The sequence below is a fragment of the Aeromonas sp. R5-4 genome (assembly GCF_040908215.1).
Taxonomy (GTDB): domain Bacteria; phylum Pseudomonadota; class Gammaproteobacteria; order Enterobacterales; family Aeromonadaceae; genus Aeromonas; species Aeromonas veronii.
On the sequence record NZ_JBFODG010000015.1, the window covers coordinates 131028 to 149250 of the forward strand.

19 protein-coding genes are annotated in these 18223 nt (G+C 58.3%); 9 read left to right on the forward strand and 10 right to left on the reverse strand.

The genetic code is table 11. From position 1 onward, the window contains the following. Window positions 1–45: 45 nt before the first annotated feature. The 8 genes from AB5Y83_RS07465 to AB5Y83_RS07500 form a co-directional block, all read right to left on the reverse strand. Window positions 46–1128 (reverse strand): glycerol dehydrogenase, encoded by a 1083-nt coding sequence (locus AB5Y83_RS07465; protein WP_042032199.1) that lies wholly within the window; start codon window positions 1126–1128, stop codon window positions 46–48. 131 nt (window positions 1129–1259) lie between these two features. After that, window positions 1260–1976, reverse strand: coding sequence for a dihydroxyacetone kinase phosphoryl donor subunit DhaM (gene dhaM, locus AB5Y83_RS07470; RefSeq protein WP_368174938.1), 717 nt, complete (start codon window positions 1974–1976; stop codon window positions 1260–1262). A 1-nt stretch (window position 1977) separates the two neighbouring features. Next, window positions 1978–2607: a dihydroxyacetone kinase subunit DhaL gene (dhaL, locus tag AB5Y83_RS07475; RefSeq protein WP_100646972.1), complete on the reverse strand. Its 630-nt coding sequence runs from the start codon at window positions 2605–2607 to the stop codon at window positions 1978–1980. Window positions 2608–2616: 9 nt separating this feature from the next. Then, complete coding sequence (dhaK, locus tag AB5Y83_RS07480; RefSeq protein ID WP_346201766.1) at window positions 2617–3687, reverse strand: dihydroxyacetone kinase subunit DhaK; 1071 nt, start codon at window positions 3685–3687, stop codon at window positions 2617–2619. Window positions 3688–3925: 238 nt separating this feature from the next. Continuing rightward, window positions 3926–5284 carry an NCS2 family permease gene (locus tag AB5Y83_RS07485; protein ID WP_042032197.1) on the reverse strand — a complete coding sequence of 453 codons (1359 nt, stop codon included), beginning with the start codon at window positions 5282–5284 and terminating at the stop codon, window positions 3926–3928. 306 nt (window positions 5285–5590) lie between these two features. Beyond that, complete coding sequence (cspA, locus tag AB5Y83_RS07490; RefSeq protein WP_005316548.1) at window positions 5591–5803, reverse strand: RNA chaperone/antiterminator CspA; 213 nt, start codon at window positions 5801–5803, stop codon at window positions 5591–5593. Between the two features lie 595 nt (window positions 5804–6398). After that, entirely contained in the window at window positions 6399–6683 is a 285-nt protein-coding gene (gene yjbD / locus AB5Y83_RS07495; protein ID WP_335836928.1) for a DUF3811 domain-containing protein, read from the reverse strand. 146 nt (window positions 6684–6829) lie between these two features. Further along, complete coding sequence (locus AB5Y83_RS07500; RefSeq protein WP_368174939.1) at window positions 6830–7732, reverse strand: cation diffusion facilitator family transporter; 903 nt, start codon at window positions 7730–7732, stop codon at window positions 6830–6832. 461 nt (window positions 7733–8193) lie between these two features. Between AB5Y83_RS07500 and AB5Y83_RS07505 the strand changes: the two genes are divergently transcribed. After that, window positions 8194–8319, forward strand: coding sequence for a hypothetical protein (locus AB5Y83_RS07505; RefSeq protein ID WP_019445191.1), 126 nt, complete (start codon window positions 8194–8196; stop codon window positions 8317–8319). Window positions 8320–8391: 72 nt separating this feature from the next. Here AB5Y83_RS07505 and AB5Y83_RS07510 read toward each other — a convergent pair whose 3' ends face one another. Beyond that, window positions 8392–9135: a substrate-binding periplasmic protein gene (locus AB5Y83_RS07510; protein WP_368174951.1), complete on the reverse strand. Its 744-nt coding sequence runs from the start codon at window positions 9133–9135 to the stop codon at window positions 8392–8394. Between the two features lie 148 nt (window positions 9136–9283). Next, window positions 9284–9871 carry a single-stranded DNA-binding protein gene (locus tag AB5Y83_RS07515; RefSeq protein WP_005340181.1) on the reverse strand — a complete coding sequence of 196 codons (588 nt, stop codon included), beginning with the start codon at window positions 9869–9871 and terminating at the stop codon, window positions 9284–9286. Window positions 9872–10297: 426 nt separating this feature from the next. Between AB5Y83_RS07515 and AB5Y83_RS07520 the strand changes: the two genes are divergently transcribed. The 8 genes from AB5Y83_RS07520 to uvrA all read left to right on the forward strand — a co-directional run bounded on the left by AB5Y83_RS07520 (window position 10298) and on the right by uvrA (window position 18186). Further along, entirely contained in the window at window positions 10298–10945 is a 648-nt protein-coding gene (locus AB5Y83_RS07520) for a LuxR C-terminal-related transcriptional regulator (RefSeq protein WP_042080923.1), read from the forward strand. Further along, the gene (locus AB5Y83_RS07525) at window positions 10945–11388 is read left to right on the forward strand and encodes a curli production assembly/transport protein CsgE (RefSeq protein ID WP_368174940.1); all 444 of its coding nucleotides are present in this window, start codon (window positions 10945–10947) and stop codon (window positions 11386–11388) included. Before AB5Y83_RS07520 ends, AB5Y83_RS07525 begins: the two co-directional genes overlap by 1 nt. A gap of 11 nt (window positions 11389–11399) precedes the next feature. Beyond that, the gene (locus tag AB5Y83_RS07530) at window positions 11400–11801 is read left to right on the forward strand and encodes a curli assembly protein CsgF (RefSeq protein WP_042063493.1); all 402 of its coding nucleotides are present in this window, start codon (window positions 11400–11402) and stop codon (window positions 11799–11801) included. A gap of 7 nt (window positions 11802–11808) precedes the next feature. Next, window positions 11809–12648, forward strand: a complete 840-nt coding sequence (locus AB5Y83_RS07535; RefSeq protein WP_005355003.1) for a CsgG/HfaB family protein — start codon at window positions 11809–11811, stop codon at window positions 12646–12648. Window positions 12649–12835: 187 nt separating this feature from the next. Further along, on the forward strand, window positions 12836–13357 hold the full coding sequence (locus tag AB5Y83_RS07540; protein WP_201913422.1) for a curlin: 522 nt from the start codon (window positions 12836–12838) through the stop codon (window positions 13355–13357). 34 nt (window positions 13358–13391) lie between these two features. Next, complete coding sequence (locus AB5Y83_RS07545; protein WP_368174941.1) at window positions 13392–14843, forward strand: curlin; 1452 nt, start codon at window positions 13392–13394, stop codon at window positions 14841–14843. Beyond that, a complete protein-coding gene (gene csgH, locus AB5Y83_RS07550; protein ID WP_201913418.1) occupies window positions 14843–15268 on the forward strand; it encodes a curli-like amyloid fiber formation chaperone CsgH in 426 nt (141 codons plus the stop codon). Before AB5Y83_RS07545 ends, csgH begins: the two co-directional genes overlap by 1 nt. Before the next feature lie 89 nt (window positions 15269–15357). After that, window positions 15358–18186: an excinuclease ABC subunit UvrA gene (gene uvrA / locus AB5Y83_RS07555; protein WP_201913417.1), complete on the forward strand. Its 2829-nt coding sequence runs from the start codon at window positions 15358–15360 to the stop codon at window positions 18184–18186. Window positions 18187–18223: the final 37 nt, after the last annotated feature.

Consider the following 18223-nt stretch of genomic DNA (forward strand, 5'->3'; position numbering starts at 1 on the left):
CAGATGCGGGGCCGTTTTTATATGGCAAGGTCAGTGGTGGCGCTGCTACAGCCCCAGCTGGTGGGCGGTGACGATGGCCGCCAGCACATCCTCGGCGGTGACCTTGAACGGCATATTGTGGATGGTTTCGCCCTCGGCGGTGGAGGCTTTGGCCACCTCCATCAGGCGCGCCATATCCAGCTCCTTGACCCCCATCATATGCAGGTTGGTCGGCAGGCCCACCGAGCGGCAGAAGCCCAACACGGTTTCGATCTCCGCCATCGGCGCATTCTCCAGCACCAGCTGCACCAGGGTACCGAACGCCACTTTCTCACCGTGGTAGAGGTGGTGACACTCGGCCAGCTGGGTCAGGCCGTTGTGGATGGCGTGAGCGGCGGCCAGCCCGCTGCTCTCGAAGCCGATACCGCTCAGGTAGGTATTGGCCTCGATGATGTTCTCCACCGCCTTGGTGCAGAGCCCCTGTTCCACCGCCAGCTTGGCCTTGTAGCCATCGGCCAACAGGGTCTTGTAGCAGAGCTCGGCGATGGCCTGCGCCGCCAGCGTAGAGGCACCACCGGCCATGGTCTGGCAACCGGAGACCTTGTTGGCGCGCGCCTCGAAGTAGGTGGAGAGCGCATCCCCCATGCCGGAGACCAGCAGCCGTACCGGGGCGCGGGAGACCACGCCGGTATCCATGATGACCATGTTGGGGTTGGTCGGGATCATCAGGTATTCGCTGAATTGCCCCTCCGGGGTGTAGATGACCGCCAGCGCGCTGGTGGGGGCATCGGTGGAGGCGATGGTCGGCACTATGACCACCGGCACCTTCTGATAGAAGGCGACCGACTTGGCGGTATCCAGCGTTTTGCCGCCGCCGATGCCGATGATGACGTCAAACGGGGTCTGCTGGCAGCGGGCCAGCAGACGGTCGATCTCGGGGCGGGAGCACTCGCCGTTGAAGCAGTCGAACTCGGGCTTGATACCGGCGCCGTGGAAGCTGGTGGCCACGGTATCGCCCACCAGCTTGGTGACGAAGGCGTCAGCCAGGATCAGCGGCTTGCTACCGAGCGCTTTGACGTAGTTGCCGATATTGGCGAGGGCCCCGTTGCCTTGTACGTATTTGCTGGGGCTGATGATAATGCGGTCCATATTCTATCCCTCTCTCTTTACTAATTAAGAATCGGGGCGAAGGGGCGGCAGTGCCGGGGACTCCTTCGTCTTGAATGAAGCTGCACAGGCTCAGCGAGCGAGTGCAGCCCTTGAAATAGTGGTGTGCGGCGTCAGTCGCCGAAGCGATCAAAGGCCAGCTGCTGGAAGCAGGCCAAAGCGGTGCTGGCATCCTCGCCGCGCGCCAGCAGGATGAGTTGGTCGCCCTGACGCACGTTGAGCATGGCGAGCCGGGTCAGGCTGCGGGGATTGGCCTCTTTATCCCCCTTTTGCAGCTTGAGTTCGGCGGCAAAGGGTTTGAGGGCGGCCACCAGTCGGGCGGCGGGGCGCACATGCAGGCCGTGGGGGTTATCCACCACCACCTCGCAGCGCAGCCAGCCGTCGTCGGCAACGGGGGCTGTCTCGGTGGCGGCCTGCGCTGGGCTGGCAGGTAGCATCGCCTGTTTCGGGCCCAGCGCGCCGAGCGCCTCGGCGGCCACCTCATCCAGCGTCAGGCCGGAACCGGCCGCCACCACGGCGGCCAGGGTGCCCTCGACCAGCGGGGCGGGGCAGAGCCGCACCCTCGCGCTTAACTCGGGGGGCAGTAGTTCGAGGGCGGTCTCGGCGCTCAAGAGGGCGCTGCCCAAGTCCATCAGCACCAGCACGCCGCTGCCGTCGTCCGCTTCTTCAATCGCATTCATCACCGCAATGGCATCGGTGCCGATGGGGTGGTCGGGGTCATCGACCCCGGCCGCCAGCAGCAATCTGGCCGGGCTGCCGAGCTGGTCGGCCAGCGCTTTCAAGCCGGCCGCCAGCAGGGCGCTGTGAGAGACAACTACGATTCCGATCATGTCACAACCTCGCTCTGTCACGCAGGGCGGTCAGTAGCAGCAGGGTCGAGGTGGCCCCGGCATCCTGATGGCCTATGCTGCGCTCGCCCAGATAGCTGGCGCGCCCCTTGCGGGCCTGCATCTGGATGGTCGCCTCGGTACCGGCCACGGCGGCTGCCACCGCCTTGTCCAGCGCTTCGTTGAGCGGTAACTCTTGCTGCTGCGCCTGTTGCAGGGCGGCCAGTGCCGGCCACCAGGCATCGCACATGGTCTTGTCGCCCGGCTCGGCGCGGCCGCGAGAAACAATGCCCTCGACCCCGTCACTCAGCATTTTGCACAGCTGACTGAGGCTCAGGCTCTGGCAGGCGTCGGTGCTGGCCGCGGCCCGGATAAAGAAGGTGCCATAGAGCGGGCCGCTGGCGCCGCCGACCGAGGAGAGCAAGGTCATGCCGGTGGTTTTCAGCACCTGACCGATATCCTTGTCCGCCACCGCCGGCAGCTTTTCGGCCACCTTGGCGAAGCCGCGCTGCATGTTGAGGCCGTGGTCGCCATCGCCGATGTCGGTATCCAGCGCGGTGAGGTAGTCGCGCTGCTCGGTGAAGATATGTTCGCAGTCGAGCAGCCAGTTGACGATGTGATGCTTGCTTAACATGGGTTCTCCTTAGCAGCCGCGACGCAGGGCGGGGGTGTGAACGGGGGCATCCCACAGGGTCATCAGCTCATCATCCACCTTGAGCAATGTGATGGAGATGCCGGTCATGTCGAGGGAGGTGCAGTAGGGGCCAATCAGGTTGCGCACCAGATGGATGCCCGCCTCTTCGCACAGGGTGGCGAGGCGACCATAGACGCCATAGAGCTCGGAGATGGGGGTGCCGCCGAGGCTGTTAACCAGCGCGATAACCCGATCGCCCTTGTTGAGCGGCTCGATAAAGGTGTGCTCTTCCTGCCAGCTGCCGCTGGTGCGATCCCAGTGGCGCAGGGTGCGGCCATAGGGGGTATTGTCAGCAAGCTCGCTGAACATATCGTCCACCAGGGTATTGAGGTCGGTGAAGGGGCGACGCTCGATGCCCGGCTCGCCGTGGATACCGACGCCGAACTCCAGCTCGTTGTCCGCCAGGGTGAAGGAGGGCTTGCCTGCGGCAGGCACGGTACAGGCATGCATGGCTACGCCTATGGTGCGGCTCTGGTTGTTGATGCGGCGGGCCAGCGCCTCGCAACGTGCCAGATCGTAGCCCGCTTCGGTGGCGGCACCGACCAGCTTCTCGCACAGCACGGTCGTGGCAACGCCACGGCGGCCGGCGGTATAGAGGCTGTCTTTGACCGCTACGTCGTCATCGATCAGGGCGAAGCCCACCTTGACCCCGTCACCGTGCAGCAGCTCGACTGCGGTCTCGAAGTTGAGTACGTCGCCGGTGTAGTTCTTCACCAGAAACAGCACGCCTGCGCCGCCATCAACGGCCTGACCGCACTCGTACATCTGATCCGGGGTCGGGGAGGTAAAAATCTCGCCGGGGCAGGCGCCATCCAGCATCCCTTTGCCCACCAGACCGCCGTGCATCGGCTCGTGGCCGCTGCCACCGCCGGAGACCAGCGCGACCTTGCCCATCACGGGGGAGTCGGCGCGGGTGATGTAGTGGGGTTCGATACGTACCTTGAGCTCGGGGTGGGCGGCTGCCATCCCCATCAGTTGTTCACGGACCACGGCATCGACGGCATTGATCAGTTTCTTCATGGCTCACTCCTTGGCTTGCCACCGCTCGGGTGGGCAAATGGTTGATGGAGCCAGTCTAACGACAGAAAAAGGGATAAAAATGACGGTCGATTTGGTTCGGATTTGAAACAGCAGAAGGGGGATGGATGTTTCAATCTGAAACGGCGCAGGGCAAGCGAGCGGGAAACTGTTAGCTGACTCACAGCCATGAAAAAGGGCCCCGCAGGGCCCTTGGCTATAACCGGAATATGCGGACGGGTTAGATGGCCCAGCCACCGGCATAGAAGACCACCAGCGCCACGGCGATGATGACGGTGCCGACGTTCAGCTTCTTCCACTCGGCAGCGAACAGACGACCGATGACCAGCGCCACGAAGCCCAGCATGATGCCGGTCACGATGTTGCAGGTGAGCACGATAAAGACGGCGCACAGCATGCCGGAGAGCGCATCGACCGAGTCGCTGAAGTCCAGCTTGGTGACGTTGCCCAGCATCAGCAGACCGACGTACATCAGGGCCGGTGCGGTGGCGTAAGCCGGTACCAGATAGCTCAGCGGGGAGAGGAAGATCATCAGCAGGAACAGCACGCCGACCAGCGCGGCGGTCAGACCGGTCTTGCCACCGGCTGCGGTGCCTGCGGCAGATTCGATGTAGACGGCAGCCGGAGCACCGCCAACGGCGCCTGCCACCATGCTGCTGACGGAGTCGGCAGTCAGGGCCTTGCCGCCGCTGATGATGTGGCCACGTTCGTTGATGAGGCCAGCCTGACCGGCCACGGCACGGATGGTGCCGGTGGCGTCAAACACGGCGGTCATCACCAGTGCCAGTACGGTCGGAATCACCACCGGGTTGAGGGCGCCCAGCAGATCCATGCTGCCCACCAGTGAGCCTTTCTCACCGGTCAGGCTCGGCATGGCGAAGAAGCCCTGCCAGGTCACTTTCGGGTCGAAGATAAGGCCGAGGATGGAGATGGCGATGATCACCATCAGGATGCCGCCCGGCACCTTGCGACGCTCCAGACCGAAGATGGCGGCCAGACCCAGCACCGTCATGATGACCGGGAAGGCGGTCACTTCACCCAGCTGAACCGGCAGACCGGCCCCTTCGTTCTTGATCACCATGCCAACACCGTTGGTGGCAATCAGCAGCAGGAACAGGCCGATACCGATGCCGGTGCCGTGAGCGATGCCGGAGGGGAGGTTATCCAGGATCCACTGGCGCACGCCGGTGACGCTGATCAGGGTAAACAGCACACCCATCAGGAAGATGGCGCCCAGCGCGACCGGAATGCTCAGCCCCTGACCCAGCACCAGACTGAAGGCGGTAAAGGCGGTGAGGGAGATGGCGCAACCGATAGCCATCGGCAGCTTGGCCCACAGGCCCATCAGCAGGGAGCCGAAGGCGGCGATCAAACAGGTGGCCACAAACACCGGGCCCTGCTCAAAGCCGGCGGCACCCAGCATGTTCGGCACCACTATGATGCTGTAGACCATCGCCAGGAAGGTGGTCAGCCCCGCGACCAGCTCCTGACGCACGCTGCTGCCGCGCGCAGAAATGGAAAAATAAGAGTCCAGAAAGCCGCCTGTCCCTGTTTGGGCGGCCATATCTTGCTTTGCCATAACTAATCCTGAAAGTGTGAAGGAAATCGTTTGCGTTGGTGGCGCGCAAAATAGCAAGAATTCGCGGCAAATACAGCGGATAACCTGACTTTTTCGTCACTATTTTACATTTTGAGTCCATTTGGAGCTCACTCTAAGACTCAAGCGGTGAGAGCGTGTAAGGGAGGGATCACGCGGTCTGTGGAGGGGAGATCAGTGAGGAAAAAAGCGGGGAACAACAAAAAACCCGCCGAAGCGGGTTTTTTTAAATTCTTGCAGAGCTGTCAGCAGTTGGCATGAGCCATCAGCAGCATGCTCCGGCTTGAATTACAGACCAACTACGTTGGCAGCAGCCGGGCCTTTCTGGCCTTGCTCGATGGTGAACTCAACGCGCTGACCTTCGTCCAGGGTTTTGAAGCTGGTGGACTGGATAGCGGAGAAGTGTACGAACACGTCTTTGCTGCCGTCAGCCGGGGAGATGAAACCAAAACCTTTCTCAGCGTTGAAAAACTTAACGGTACCAGTCATTTTGTTAGACATAATAATTTCCTTAAATAGTGTTGAATGCCACCTAAATGGCAATTTTTGATTTTTCGTCAGCAATACGTATGGGGAGCACTAAAGAAGGAGAATTATTTGATAAGAATTATCCGAGGATAACGCTTATGCTAATCACTGCTTTACTAAAATGACTGCCTAACATAATCAGGTCTGAACTGCCGAACCATCGAGAAAGATTAAAACACGCTCTCATTTTTAAAGCAAACTTTATCTCGATATTAATGTTTTGTAACAGCCAAAAATATCATTTTTTATAGTAAACATGATGCATTTCAACGGCATAGAAAAATCAGTGCAGACTCATATCACCCTGTGGAAAGTCAGATTCGGCTTTTTTGTCCTGACTATGTAGCCAGTTCTGGCAAAAAATATGAGAAAAAAATGAAAAGGTGGCGAGAGACGGGGATTGTCAGTTGGCGTTTTCTCTAACTCACAATGTAAATCACTTCTTTGCTGCTGCGATTAGCTTCTGAGTTGCAAATCAATGGCAGCGCCAAATCTGGCTCATCGAGCATCGCCCAGACATGCAAACGCCCGCAGGCACAAGTGCCAGCGGGCGTTTTGCAAGAAAAGATCAGCGCTTGCTGCGAAACTTGTTGCTGACCGAATCAATCCAGCTGAAGGTTTCCGGCAGTACCTGGTTCTTGGCACGCTCTTTGGCTTTCTCGCGAGCCAGCTTGGAGGCAGCCTTGGCTGCTTCGGCGCGGTCCGCCACAATTTTCAGGCGACCCTCTTCGCGGATCTTGTTCCGCTCTCCGTTGGTCAGCTGGTGGTCTGCATTGGCTTGTGCCTTTTGCAATAACAAGGCTATCTCGGTTTTTTCGGCCTCGGTCAGATCTTTCATTTCCAGCTTTTTCACGGCGCGCTCCTGCGGCAGGGTGGTTAGACACCCTAACACAGTTGTGCCGATCACTTCTTATGCAATCGGCTTTCCGGCCTTAAAAATGCGGGTTTGTGCCAACTTTCCGTTATTTCGCGGCCACTTTCCCGCCTGTTTGCCACATTTCAGTTTATGGCGAGCGGCGAGGGTAGCTCTTGTTCCTCCGGCTCGACGTGGATCAGTACGATGGCGTGGGGCAACTGCGCCATGATGGCGTGTTCGATGCGATCACAGATATCGTGGGCTTCGCCGATGCTCATCTCCGGGGGCAGGGTGAGATGGAAGTCGATATGGCGACGACGACCGGCACGACGGCTGCGCAGATCGTGAAAACCGCTGGCGGCAGGGCAGCATTCGGTGATGATGCGGCTGGTCATCGCCAGCTCTTCCGGGCTCATGCTCTGGTCGATCAGCGGCTGGAAGGCCTCGTTGAGCATGCTGATCGCCTCTCTGACAATAAAGATGGCGACCGCAATGGCGACCAGCGGGTCGAGGATGGCGAGGGAGTAGCCGAACAGACCGGCCAGCCAGATCCCGCCAAGACCGACGGCGACACCGGCTGAAGTGAGCACATCCGCCTTGAGATGAAGCGCATCGGCAGCCAGCGCGACCGACACCTCCTCTCGGGCCACCTTGTAGAGGTAGGCAGAGACACCGCTGTTGACCAGCGCCGAGATCACCATCACCAGCACGCCCCAGCCAATGCTTTCAATCGGGCTGGGGGTGAGCAGCTTGTCGACGGCTTCGAAGATGATCCAGCCTGCGGCCAGCAAGATAAGCAGTGCTTCGATGACGCCGGAGACATTTTCAATCTTGTCGTGACCATAGGGGTGCCGTTCATCGGGCGGGAGATCGGACTTTTTCACCGCGAACAGGGCGATCAGGGCCGCCACCAGATCCATGGCGGAGTGGATCGCTTCCGAGATGATACTGACCGAGCCGCTGGCGAAACCGGCCACCATTTTCATGATGATCAGACTGATATTGGAGCAGACCGACACCATGGCGGCTCTGGTTTTTCTGTTCATGTCACAGCTTCCTGAATAAAAACGGATATTTCGGTGCGGCGCGCATTATATCCGGCTGACCGGAAATAACCTATTCGGTGTTGTAATATGATGTTTCCGATGATATTGCGAATGCTTATTAAAATGGTGACCTCTTGCGCGGCAATAAATAATGAGAGGAATTTATATTTATCCGTGAAAATATCTAGCCTACGATGGATTAATATAAGCGTGACAACATTTAATAATGCGAATTACTCTTTTTTGGTCTTTCCTGTCGAGGTCGTTTGGCCTCCCCGCTCAAGGGGCTGCGCGCGACATCTTTTGGACGAGAATGAGGCTGGATCCGGATGCCGCGCGAGGGTATGCTGGGTCTGGTGATGGTCTTGCACCATCCCACCAAGCGTACTGAAGTTGATGATTCGGATGGCATGCTGGCTCCCATGAGGAACCAACTGTCTGGGTAACATTTTTGGAGTTTGATGATGAGTAACAAAGAACATCACAACGGCAAAGATGCCAAGAAAAAACCGCAGATGTCACTGAAAGAGAAACGCGAAGCCAAACGTCAGAAAGCAGAACTGAAAAACGGCAGCGCAATGAAGTAACGCTCCCCTACTGCTGTTCCTTCGGAGCCAGTACAAAGCCAGCCCTTACCGGCTGGCTTTTATGTTTGTGGCTCACGGCGTGGCGCCGTAAGCCACGAAAATCTGGTAATAACGACCATCCTGACGCATCGCCTCAAGGCGCTTATCAAACAGATTGCGGGCATCGGCCGTTCGGAAGGCAAAGTGATAGACGGTGGGCGGGAAGAGGTCTGCTTGCCTGACCTGATTGCGCTCGTAGTGCTCGCCAGCCTGGGCGGTGGCGATCAGCTGGTCGAGGTAGTAGTAGAACACCCGCTCCTCCAGTACGACTGCATCGACCCGGCCGCGCATTAGCTGATGTACCTGCACCTGCTGCTTGGCTACCTCCTCATAGTGGGGATTCTGGTTGGCCATGGTGGCGAACGCGCCCCCCAGAATGATCCTTGCCCGTTGAAAGGCGGTGACCCGTTTTGAATGCAGGTCGTCCAGAGTGCTGATGTGGGTGCTGCGCAGGGTGAAGATCCGGTTATGGAAGGTGATAACGGGCTGGGTCAGAACGTGAGGATCAACCATACCGGGTCTGACGTTGATGATGGCATCCAGCTTTCCTGACTCGAACAGGCGAAAGGTACGCTCCAGCGGCAGAAATTCAAAGCTGGGCTCATAGTCGCTGCCAGCGAACGCCTCTTTCAGCAGATCCAGCTCGATGCCACTCTGATTACTTTCGATCACATATGGAGGGATGGCAAAGCTGACCCCGACCTTGAGTGGCGTTGCCTGCAACTGGCAGGACAGCATGCTGGTCAGCAGTAGCAATAAAGGGGTGAGCAGTTTCATTGCACTTTTCACAAAGCGTTCCTGTGGAGAATATCCATCACTGTAGGGAAGGCAACCAAAAAGCGTTATATCCCTTTCGGGCTGAGAGGTTAGCCTGAGTGCATAAAAAAAGACCCTGAGTTATCAGGGCCTTTTCAATATTCTGTTCTTAGAACGGGATATCGTCGTCGAAATCCATCGGCGGCTCGTTATATACCGGCGGCGCAGATTGCGGCTGCTGGGCAGGACGGCCATAACCGCCTTGCGGCTGCATATTCTGCTGCGGAGCCGGTGCCGGGCGCTGCTGATTCATCGGCTGCTGGGCAGGCATGCTCTGCTGTGGCTGACCCCAGTTACCCTGGGATTGGCCACCCATGTTCTGGCCCATACCCTGACCGCCTTGCGGACGGCCACCCAGCATCTGCATCACGCCAGTGAAGCTGTCGACCAGCACTTCAGTGGTGTAGCGCTCCTGGCCGCTCTGATCCTGCCATTTGCGGGTTTGCAGTTTGCCTTCCACATAGACCTGGGAGCCCTTCTTCAGGTACTCGCCAGCCACTTCGGCCAACTTGCCCATGAAGACGACACGATGCCATTCGGTACGCTCTTTCTGCTCACCGGTCTGCTTGTCGCGCCAGGTTTCAGAGGTAGCCAGAGTAATGTTGGTCACAGCACCGCCACTCGGCATGTAGCGTACTTCCGGGTCTTGCCCGAGGTTACCGATCAGAATGACTTTATTGATGCCTCGACTGGCCATAATCTCTCTTCCACCTTATTTACCGGCCAGGTCGAAACCTGGTCCAACACGACTAGATACCTGATTAGTTGCTGTGTGCGGGGCGCAATGTCCCGCAGACGCATGTGACGGTCATAGTAACAGTTGCGAAGCGGATTGGCAGCATCCTTAACCTGCTTGATGTGCCAAAGGTAACTGTTGGCTCCTGCTGCAGTGATGGTCGGGTTGCTGCTGTTTCCGGCGCGTCCGGCATCACATTTCTGCCATATATTCCTGTTATGCTGGCCGATTGGCGAATTGGAATCGGTTTTTAAATCGACTAAAAACATATGGTTACGATATTTATGAGATCCATTCTCATACTTTTTTAATATTGTGCTCCCGTACCTCCTTGGTAGACTCAGTCGGCCAGATTAGGTGGTTTACAGGTTCAAGGAAGAGCACACAATGAAAGCCGCATGCCCGATCGCACTGGTCACTGAAAATAATGTGCAGGCCAGCACATTTGCTGCATACCTCATCTCTCATTTGAGCCGTCCCGTCCAGCTAATCCACGAGATTAATCAGCTAGATAACCAGTGTGACGGCACGCTGTTTCTCATCGATCTCGACTATATCCGCTCTGGCCAGTCACTGGGCTGGAACCGGGCGATCTCCGAACGCTTTGGCATGGCGACCACTGTGCTGCTCAATGCTCCCACTGCGACGGATCGCGACCTGCTGCTGATGTGGCCGCAGATCTGCGGTCTGTTTTTCCGTCAGGATCCGCTCGACCGACTGGTTGCCGGGTTGCAGAAAATCCTGCTGGGCGAGTACTGGATGCCGCGCCACCTGCTGTGCGAGCTGGTCGAATACTATCGCCAGGGCAACAGTTATCTGCTGCGTAACGACACTCTGCTGACAGCCAGAGAGCAGGAGATCATCCGTTATCTGATGACGGGCGCCTCCAATGTCGAGATCGCCGACAGCCTGTTTGTCAGCGAGCATACCGTCAAATCCCACCTCTATAACGTCTTTAAAAAGCTGAATGTGAAGAACCGGATCCAGGCGGTGAGCTGGGCCAAAGAGTATCTCGATGCTCCGGACTCCCACTGATGAAAGCCTTCTCTCTTGCGTGTTGCCTCGCGCTGCTCTGGGGCTGCACGAGCGTTGTGGCGGCCGAGGCCGATGCACCGCTGGAGTCGGTGCAGCCGGAGCAGGAGAGTGATCGGCTGGATGTGGATGGTCTGGTACTGGATCGCACCTTTACCCGTTTCGGTCAGGGCTTTTATAACGAATTTACCCGATTGCGCAGCGATGAAGACCCGGATGCCAGAGAAAATCTGACGATTCATGAGCGCCCGACAGCTCGCTGGGGCAGCCTGATCTGGATCACTCATAACCGGAAGGTGATTTTTAAAACCGCACTCTCTCCCGGCCGCAATCAGCAGGAGCAGAGCGCCAAACTGGCTTGGTCACAGGTCAGGCAGACCCTCGAACAGCAGAAGATCGCGACCCTGTTCATGGATACCTTCGATTTGGAACATGATGAACTATAAGGATATTTCTCATGCGTGCCCGGTTATGGCTAGTTGCAGCACTGATAGCGCCAGCGCTCCATGCGTCGGAGCTTGTCTATCGCCCCGTCAACCCCAGCTTTGGGGGTAACCCTCTCAACAGCAGTCATCTGCTTGGCACCGCCAATGCGCAGAATGATTACAAGGATCCCGCCAGTGGCAGCGGTAGCAGCGGCACCTCGGCGCTGGATCGCCTGACCTCCAACCTGCAATCCCGCCTGATCAGCCAGCTGCTGGCCGATATCGGCAAGGATGGCAGCCAGAGCGGCAGTCTGGTGACCGATGATTTTGCCATCAATGTGGTGGATGAAGATGGCACTCTGGTGGTTTCGATCACCGACCGGGTGACCAACCAGACCACCATGATCGAAGTGAATGGCCTGATTGCCGACTGAGGGCGCGATGAAACGACAACTGTTATTGATAGTGCCCCTGCTTGCGCTGGCTGGCTGTGCGACCCATATCGGCTCGCCCGTTGCCGATGAGAAGGCAACCCTGATGCCGCGATCCGTCTCTTACAAGGAGCTGATCAGTCTGCCCAAGCCAAAAGGGAAAATTGTCGCGGCCGTCTACGATTTTCGCGATCAGACCGGTCAGTACCTGCCAGCACCAGCCTCCAACTTCTCCACGGCGGTCACCCAGGGCGGGGTCGCCATGCTGAGCACGGCCTTGTGGGATTCCCAATGGTTTGTGCCGCTGGAGCGGGAAGGGCTGCAGAACCTGCTGACCGAGCGCAAGATTGTGCGGGCGGCCCAGAACAAGCCCAATGTTCCCGGCAACAATGCCAATCAACTGCCCTCGCTGGTCGCCGCCAACATCCTGATCGAGGGGGGGATCGTCGCCTATGACAGCAATGTGCGAACCGGCGGGGCGGGGGCCAAGTATTTTGGCATCGGCGCCAGCGGGGAGTACCGCGTCGATCAGGTGACGGTCAATCTGCGCGCCGTCGATATCCGTTCAGGCCGGATCCTGAACAGTGTCACCACCTCCAAGACAGTACTGTCGCAACAGGTGCAGGCCGGGGTATTCCGCTTCGTCGAGTACAAGCGCCTGCTGGAGGCCGAGGCCGGTTTCAGCACCAATGAGCCGGTACAGATGTGTGTCATGTCGGCTATCGAGTCCGGGGTGATCCGGTTGATTGCCAATGGCGTGCGGGACAATCTGTGGCAACTGGCCGACCAGCGGGATATCGACAATCCGATCCTGCAGGAGTACCTGCAAGACAATGCCCCGCTGCTTTGAGTTTTCCCGCTCTCGCAATGCCCTCCCTGGTGGAGGGCATTTTTTTTGGCCTCCATCGAATACGAATTAAGACTTTCTGCTCAGCGACAGGGCGGCGCTTTTCATCCTCGAATCAGCGGAGTGCCTGATAGGCCGCCTCTGGCCTGACAGGGATACTGTGGGCGTTTTCCAACAAGGCGATGGCGCGATGAAACACCTGTTGAGTGCTCTCTTTTTTCTGCTGATATCGGGCGCCCCGCAACTCGCCGCAGAGCCTGCCGTCTTCGACGAGCTGGCGATGGCAAGCGAGCTGGATTCCGGTGTGCAGAACGATGGGAATCAGGCGCTGTTGTGGCAACTCGGTAGCGAGCAGCAACTGCATCTCACCCAGCAAGGGGAGCTGAATCAGGCGCGTCTGCTGCAACAGGGTTGGGCCAATGAGTTGGCGCTCTCCCAGGTGGGAGATGAGAACTGGGTCAATGGTGCGCAACTGGGCGAGGGCAATAGCGCCGAGCTCTATCAGGCGGGCATCAATAACCGGATTTGGCTGCTGCAACAAGGCAGCGGCAATGAAGCCTGGATCAGTCAGCAAGGGGCAGATAATCAGGCCCGGGCGATCCAGCTGGGTGATGGCAATCAGGCCAGCATCGAGCAAAACGGGTATGGATTGGCGGCAACCGTTATTCAGACGGGAGCCAATCAGCAAGTAAATGTCGTTCAAACCAACTGAGCCTAGGCTCAACCATTAGCACGAGAGGGAAATCATGTTTAAACGTACCATCATTGCCTCGGCAGTTCTTCTGGCGACCAGCACCGCTTGGGCGGCATCTACTGGCAACCAGGCTACGGTGAACCAGGCCCAGAGCGGCAATACCGCCACCATTAACCAGGTGGTGGGAAGCGTCGATAACAAGGCTAACATCGATCAAGCTGGTAACGACAACACAGCTGTTACCACTCAAAAGAATACCGGCCAGTCAGATGCCAATACTCGGCAGGTAGGTGACCGCAACCGTGGTTACATCTTGCAACAAGGTGACACTAACCTCTCCAAAGCCTCCATCGATACAAAGGGGAACGACAACTTTGCTGATGTGATTCAGCAATTTGAGAATGGCGGTGCGGTTGCCGGGGTTGTGCAGGATGGGGAGAGCAACGACGCCAAGATCAAGCAAGATAATGGTGACGGAGCTGACTCCATGATCACTCAAATCTCGGATGGTAATCAGGCTGTCATTAATAACCAGATATCCGATTTCGCTCGGGCGAGTGTACAGCAGCTAGAAGGGGGGGCTCACAAGGCTGACGTTACCCAGACCGCGGCTGATGGAGCCAACGCCGAAGTGGTACAACGTGGAGAGAGCAATATCACCAAGGTGCTGCAGGCAACCGGTAACTATGACTATGCACCGGCGGAAGGAACATCTGCAGTGGTGACTCAGAGTGGTTCTTTGAACAATGCAGACGTCACTCAATACGATAGTGCCAACGTAGCGACTGTTGAGCAAAGTGGAACCGGCGGTAAGGTGGTGACCCTGCAACAAGGGTCTGATGCTGGGGAGGGCAACCACCTGCTGGCAAAACAGAGTGGTAGCAGCGAGTTTGCTGAGTTGAAACAAGATGGTAATCGCAACCGTATTGAGACCGACCAGCAAGGTTCTGGCAATGATGCCTTGATCAACCAGACAGGTGATGACAACAAGGCCGTGGTCAATCAGTTAGCCAGCAGTACCGATGGTGCGGTCACCATTGATCAGGTAGGCAATGACAACTATGCCAATGCAGTGCAACAAGCAGGCAGCGGAAATACCATCGATATCGACCAGAACGGAACTGGCAACCAGGTTGCATCTGCTCGTGATGGTGAAGGCAAAGGCGCATGGACCTGGGGCTCGGACAACGAGCTGGTCGTTGCTCAGAAAGGTACTGACAACTGGGCTTATGCCGATGCGTCTCACTCTGAGTCTGTGGTCAAAGTGAGCCAGGATGGTGAGCTGAACAATGCCAAGGTTGAGTCCTACTTGGGTAGCGAGAACAAACTCACCGTGACCCAGAACGGCGCTGAGCACGAGGCTAATGTCTACGTCAATGCTGGGGTTGGTGGGGGGCGCAACACCGTTGATGTGGTGCAAAACGAAAGCTTCAATACTGCCAATGTGACCGTATTGGGCAGCGATAACCGTGCCTATGTCTATCAGGGTTCTGGTAGCAACTGATGGTCATCTCCGGATTCAGGGGCCTGCGGGCCCCTCTTTTATTGGTGCTGCTCTGTGGGTTGATGCTGGTTTATCGCGTTCCTTCACCAGCAACTGCAAGGGAAACCGAGATAGAACCCGATCCGTCGATCCGCTTGTCCCTCAATATGGTGCAGAGCGAACAGGGGTTGTCACTTGCGCCGACGCTGCTCAGTAAGCGCAACTTGAAGGTGAGCTTCAGGTTGCTGGTGTATGGCGAAGGGGCCGCCGGGAGGACGACTCAGCGCCAGAGCCGTAATCTGTCGCTGCAGGCTGGAGTGGTCATGGCGGTTGGCAAAATAGGGCTGGGTTTGCGTTGCCCCTATCGGGTCGAGGTCACTGCCCGGATATGGCAAAACGAGCGGCTGCTGGTGGAGAAAAAAGAGCAGATGGCGTGCGCCGGATGATGCGCATTTCATCTCATGACTGTCTATTCATCCAGTAGTCTCTATGCCATACTGACTCGCTCAGGTTTCTGTATCGAGCGTGCAACAAGATGGAAAAGATCGTGGTCCGGGGTGCTCGCACCCACAACCTCAAGAACATCAATCTGACCCTGCCCCGCGACAAGCTGATCGTGGTCACCGGCCTCTCCGGCTCGGGCAAATCCTCTCTGGCGTTCGATACCCTCTATGCCGAGGGGCAGCGCCGCTATGTGGAGTCCCTCTCCGCCTATGCTCGCCAGTTCCTCTCCCTGATGGAGAAGCCCGACGTCGACCATATCGAGGGGCTCTCGCCCGCCATTTCCATCGAGCAGAAGTCCACTTCCCACAACCCGCGCTCGACCGTCGGTACCATCACCGAGATCTACGACTACCTGCGTTTGCTGTTTGCCCGGGTCGGTGAGCCCCGCTGTCCGACCCACGCTATTCCGCTCGCCGCCCAGACCATCAGCCAGATGGTGGATCAGGTGCTGGCTCAACCGGAGGGGAGCAAGCTGATGCTGCTGGCCCCGGTGGTGCGCGATCGCAAGGGGGAGCACACCAAGCTGCTGGAGAATCTGGCGGCGCAGGGTTATATCCGTGCCCGTATCGACGGCGAGGTGTGCGATCTCTCCGATCCTCCTACGCTGGAGCTGCACAAGAAGCACACCATCGAGGTGGTGGTGGATCGTTTCAAGGTGCGAGAGGATCTGGCGCTGCGTTTGGCCGAGTCATTCGAGACGGCGCTGACCCTCTCCGGTGGCATCGTACTGGTAGTGCCGATGGACGGCGAGGAGGGCGTTGCCCCCATGACCTTTTCCGCCAACTTCGCCTGCCCGGAGTGCGGCTACTCCATGTCGGAGCTGGAGCCGCGCATCTTCTCCTTCAACAACCCGGCCGGTGCCTGCCCGACCTGCGACGGTCTTGGGGTGCAGCAATATTTCGATCCGGCCAAGGTGATCGGCGATCCGGCCATCAGCCTGGCCAACGGCGCTATCCGTGGTTGGGACAAGCGCAGCTTCTACTACTTCCAGATGCTCAAATCCCTCTCCGAGCACTACAAGTTCGATCTGGAGACGCCGTGGGAGGAGCTGCCACTCAAGACCCAGGAGGTGATCCTGCGTGGCTCCGGTCGCACCGAGATCGAGTTCCGTTATATGAACGATCGTGGCGACGTGGTAGTGCGCAAGCACCCGTTCGAGGGGATCCTGCACAACATGGAGCGGCGCTATCGGGAAACCGAGTCCAACTCGGTGCGTGAAGAGCTCTCCAAATACATCGCCAACAAATCCTGTACTAGCTGCGGTGGCAGCCGACTGCGGGAAGAGGCGCGCCACGTCTTCGTCGACAACCGCAACCTGCCGGCCATTGCCGAGCAGTCCATCGGGGATGCACTGGCCTTCTTCGAAGGGTTGAACCTGACCGGCCAGCGCGCCCAGATTGCCGAGAAGATCTTGAAAGAGATCGTCGAACGGCTCGGCTTCCTGGTTAACGTCGGCCTCAACTACCTGAGCCTGTCCCGCAGTGCCGAGACCCTCTCCGGCGGCGAAGCGCAGCGGATCCGGCTGGCCAGCCAGATCGGTGCCGGTCTGGTGGGGGTGATGTACGTGCTGGACGAGCCCTCCATCGGCCTGCACCAGCGCGACAACGAGCGGTTGCTCAAGACCCTCACTCATCTGCGCGATCTGGGCAACACGGTGATCGTGGTGGAGCACGACGAGGATGCCATCCGCCTCGCCGACCATGTGCTGGATATCGGCCCGGGGGCTGGCGTGCACGGTGGCGAGATTGTTGCGCAGGGCACCCCCCAGCAGATCATCGACAATCCGGAATCGCTGACCGGTGACTACCTCTCCGGTCGCAAGCAGATCGCCATTCCCGCCAAGCGCACGCCGCTCACCGGCAAGTGGTTGAAACTCAAGGGGGCAAGCGGCAACAACCTGCGCAACGTCAATCTTGATCTGCCCATCGGGGTGATGACCTGCGTGACTGGCGTCTCCGGCTCCGGCAAGTCGACCCTGATCAATGACACCCTGTTCCGCATCGCCCACCGCGAGCTTAACAAGGCCACCGAGTCCACCCCGGCGCCCTATCGCAGCGTCGAGGGGCTGGAGCATCTGGACAAGGTGGTGGATATCGACCAGAGCCCCATCGGTCGTACCCCGCGCTCCAACCCGGCCACCTATACCGGTCTGTTCACTCCGATCCGCGAGCTGCTCTCCGGCACCCAGGAGGCGCGTTCGCGCGGCTACCAGCCGGGCCGCTTCTCCTTCAACGTGAAGGGGGGCCGCTGCGAGGCGTGTCAGGGGGATGGCGTCATCAAGGTAGAGATGCACTTCCTGCCGGATGTCTACGTGCCGTGCGACGTCTGCAAGGGCAAGCGCTACAACCGCGAGACCCTGGAAGTGAAGTACAAGGGTAAGAACATCCACGAAATCCTCGAGATGACAGTGGAAGATGCCCGCGAGTTCTTCGATCCGGTGCCGGCGGTGGCGCGCAAGCTGCAGACCCTGATGGACGTGGGCCTCTCCTATATCCGTCTCGGCCAGTCTGCTACTACCTTGTCGGGCGGGGAGGCGCAGCGAGTCAAGCTGGCGCGCGAGCTCTCCAAGCGGGATACCGGTCAGACCCTCTATATTCTGGACGAGCCGACCACCGGCCTGCACTTCCACGACATCCAGCAACTGCTCAAGGTGCTGCACCAGCTGCGGGATCGCGGCAATACCATCGTCATCATCGAGCACAACCTTGATGTGGTAAAAACTGCTGACTGGATCGTCGATCTGGGACCGGAGGGAGGCGCCGGTGGTGGCCGCATTCTGGTGACGGGGACGCCGGAAGAGATTTGCACCAATAAAGAGTCTCATACAGCTCGTTTTTTGCGGCCACTATTGGCGCGATAAGCCGTTATAATCGAGGGGCCTTTGGCCCCTTTTTGTT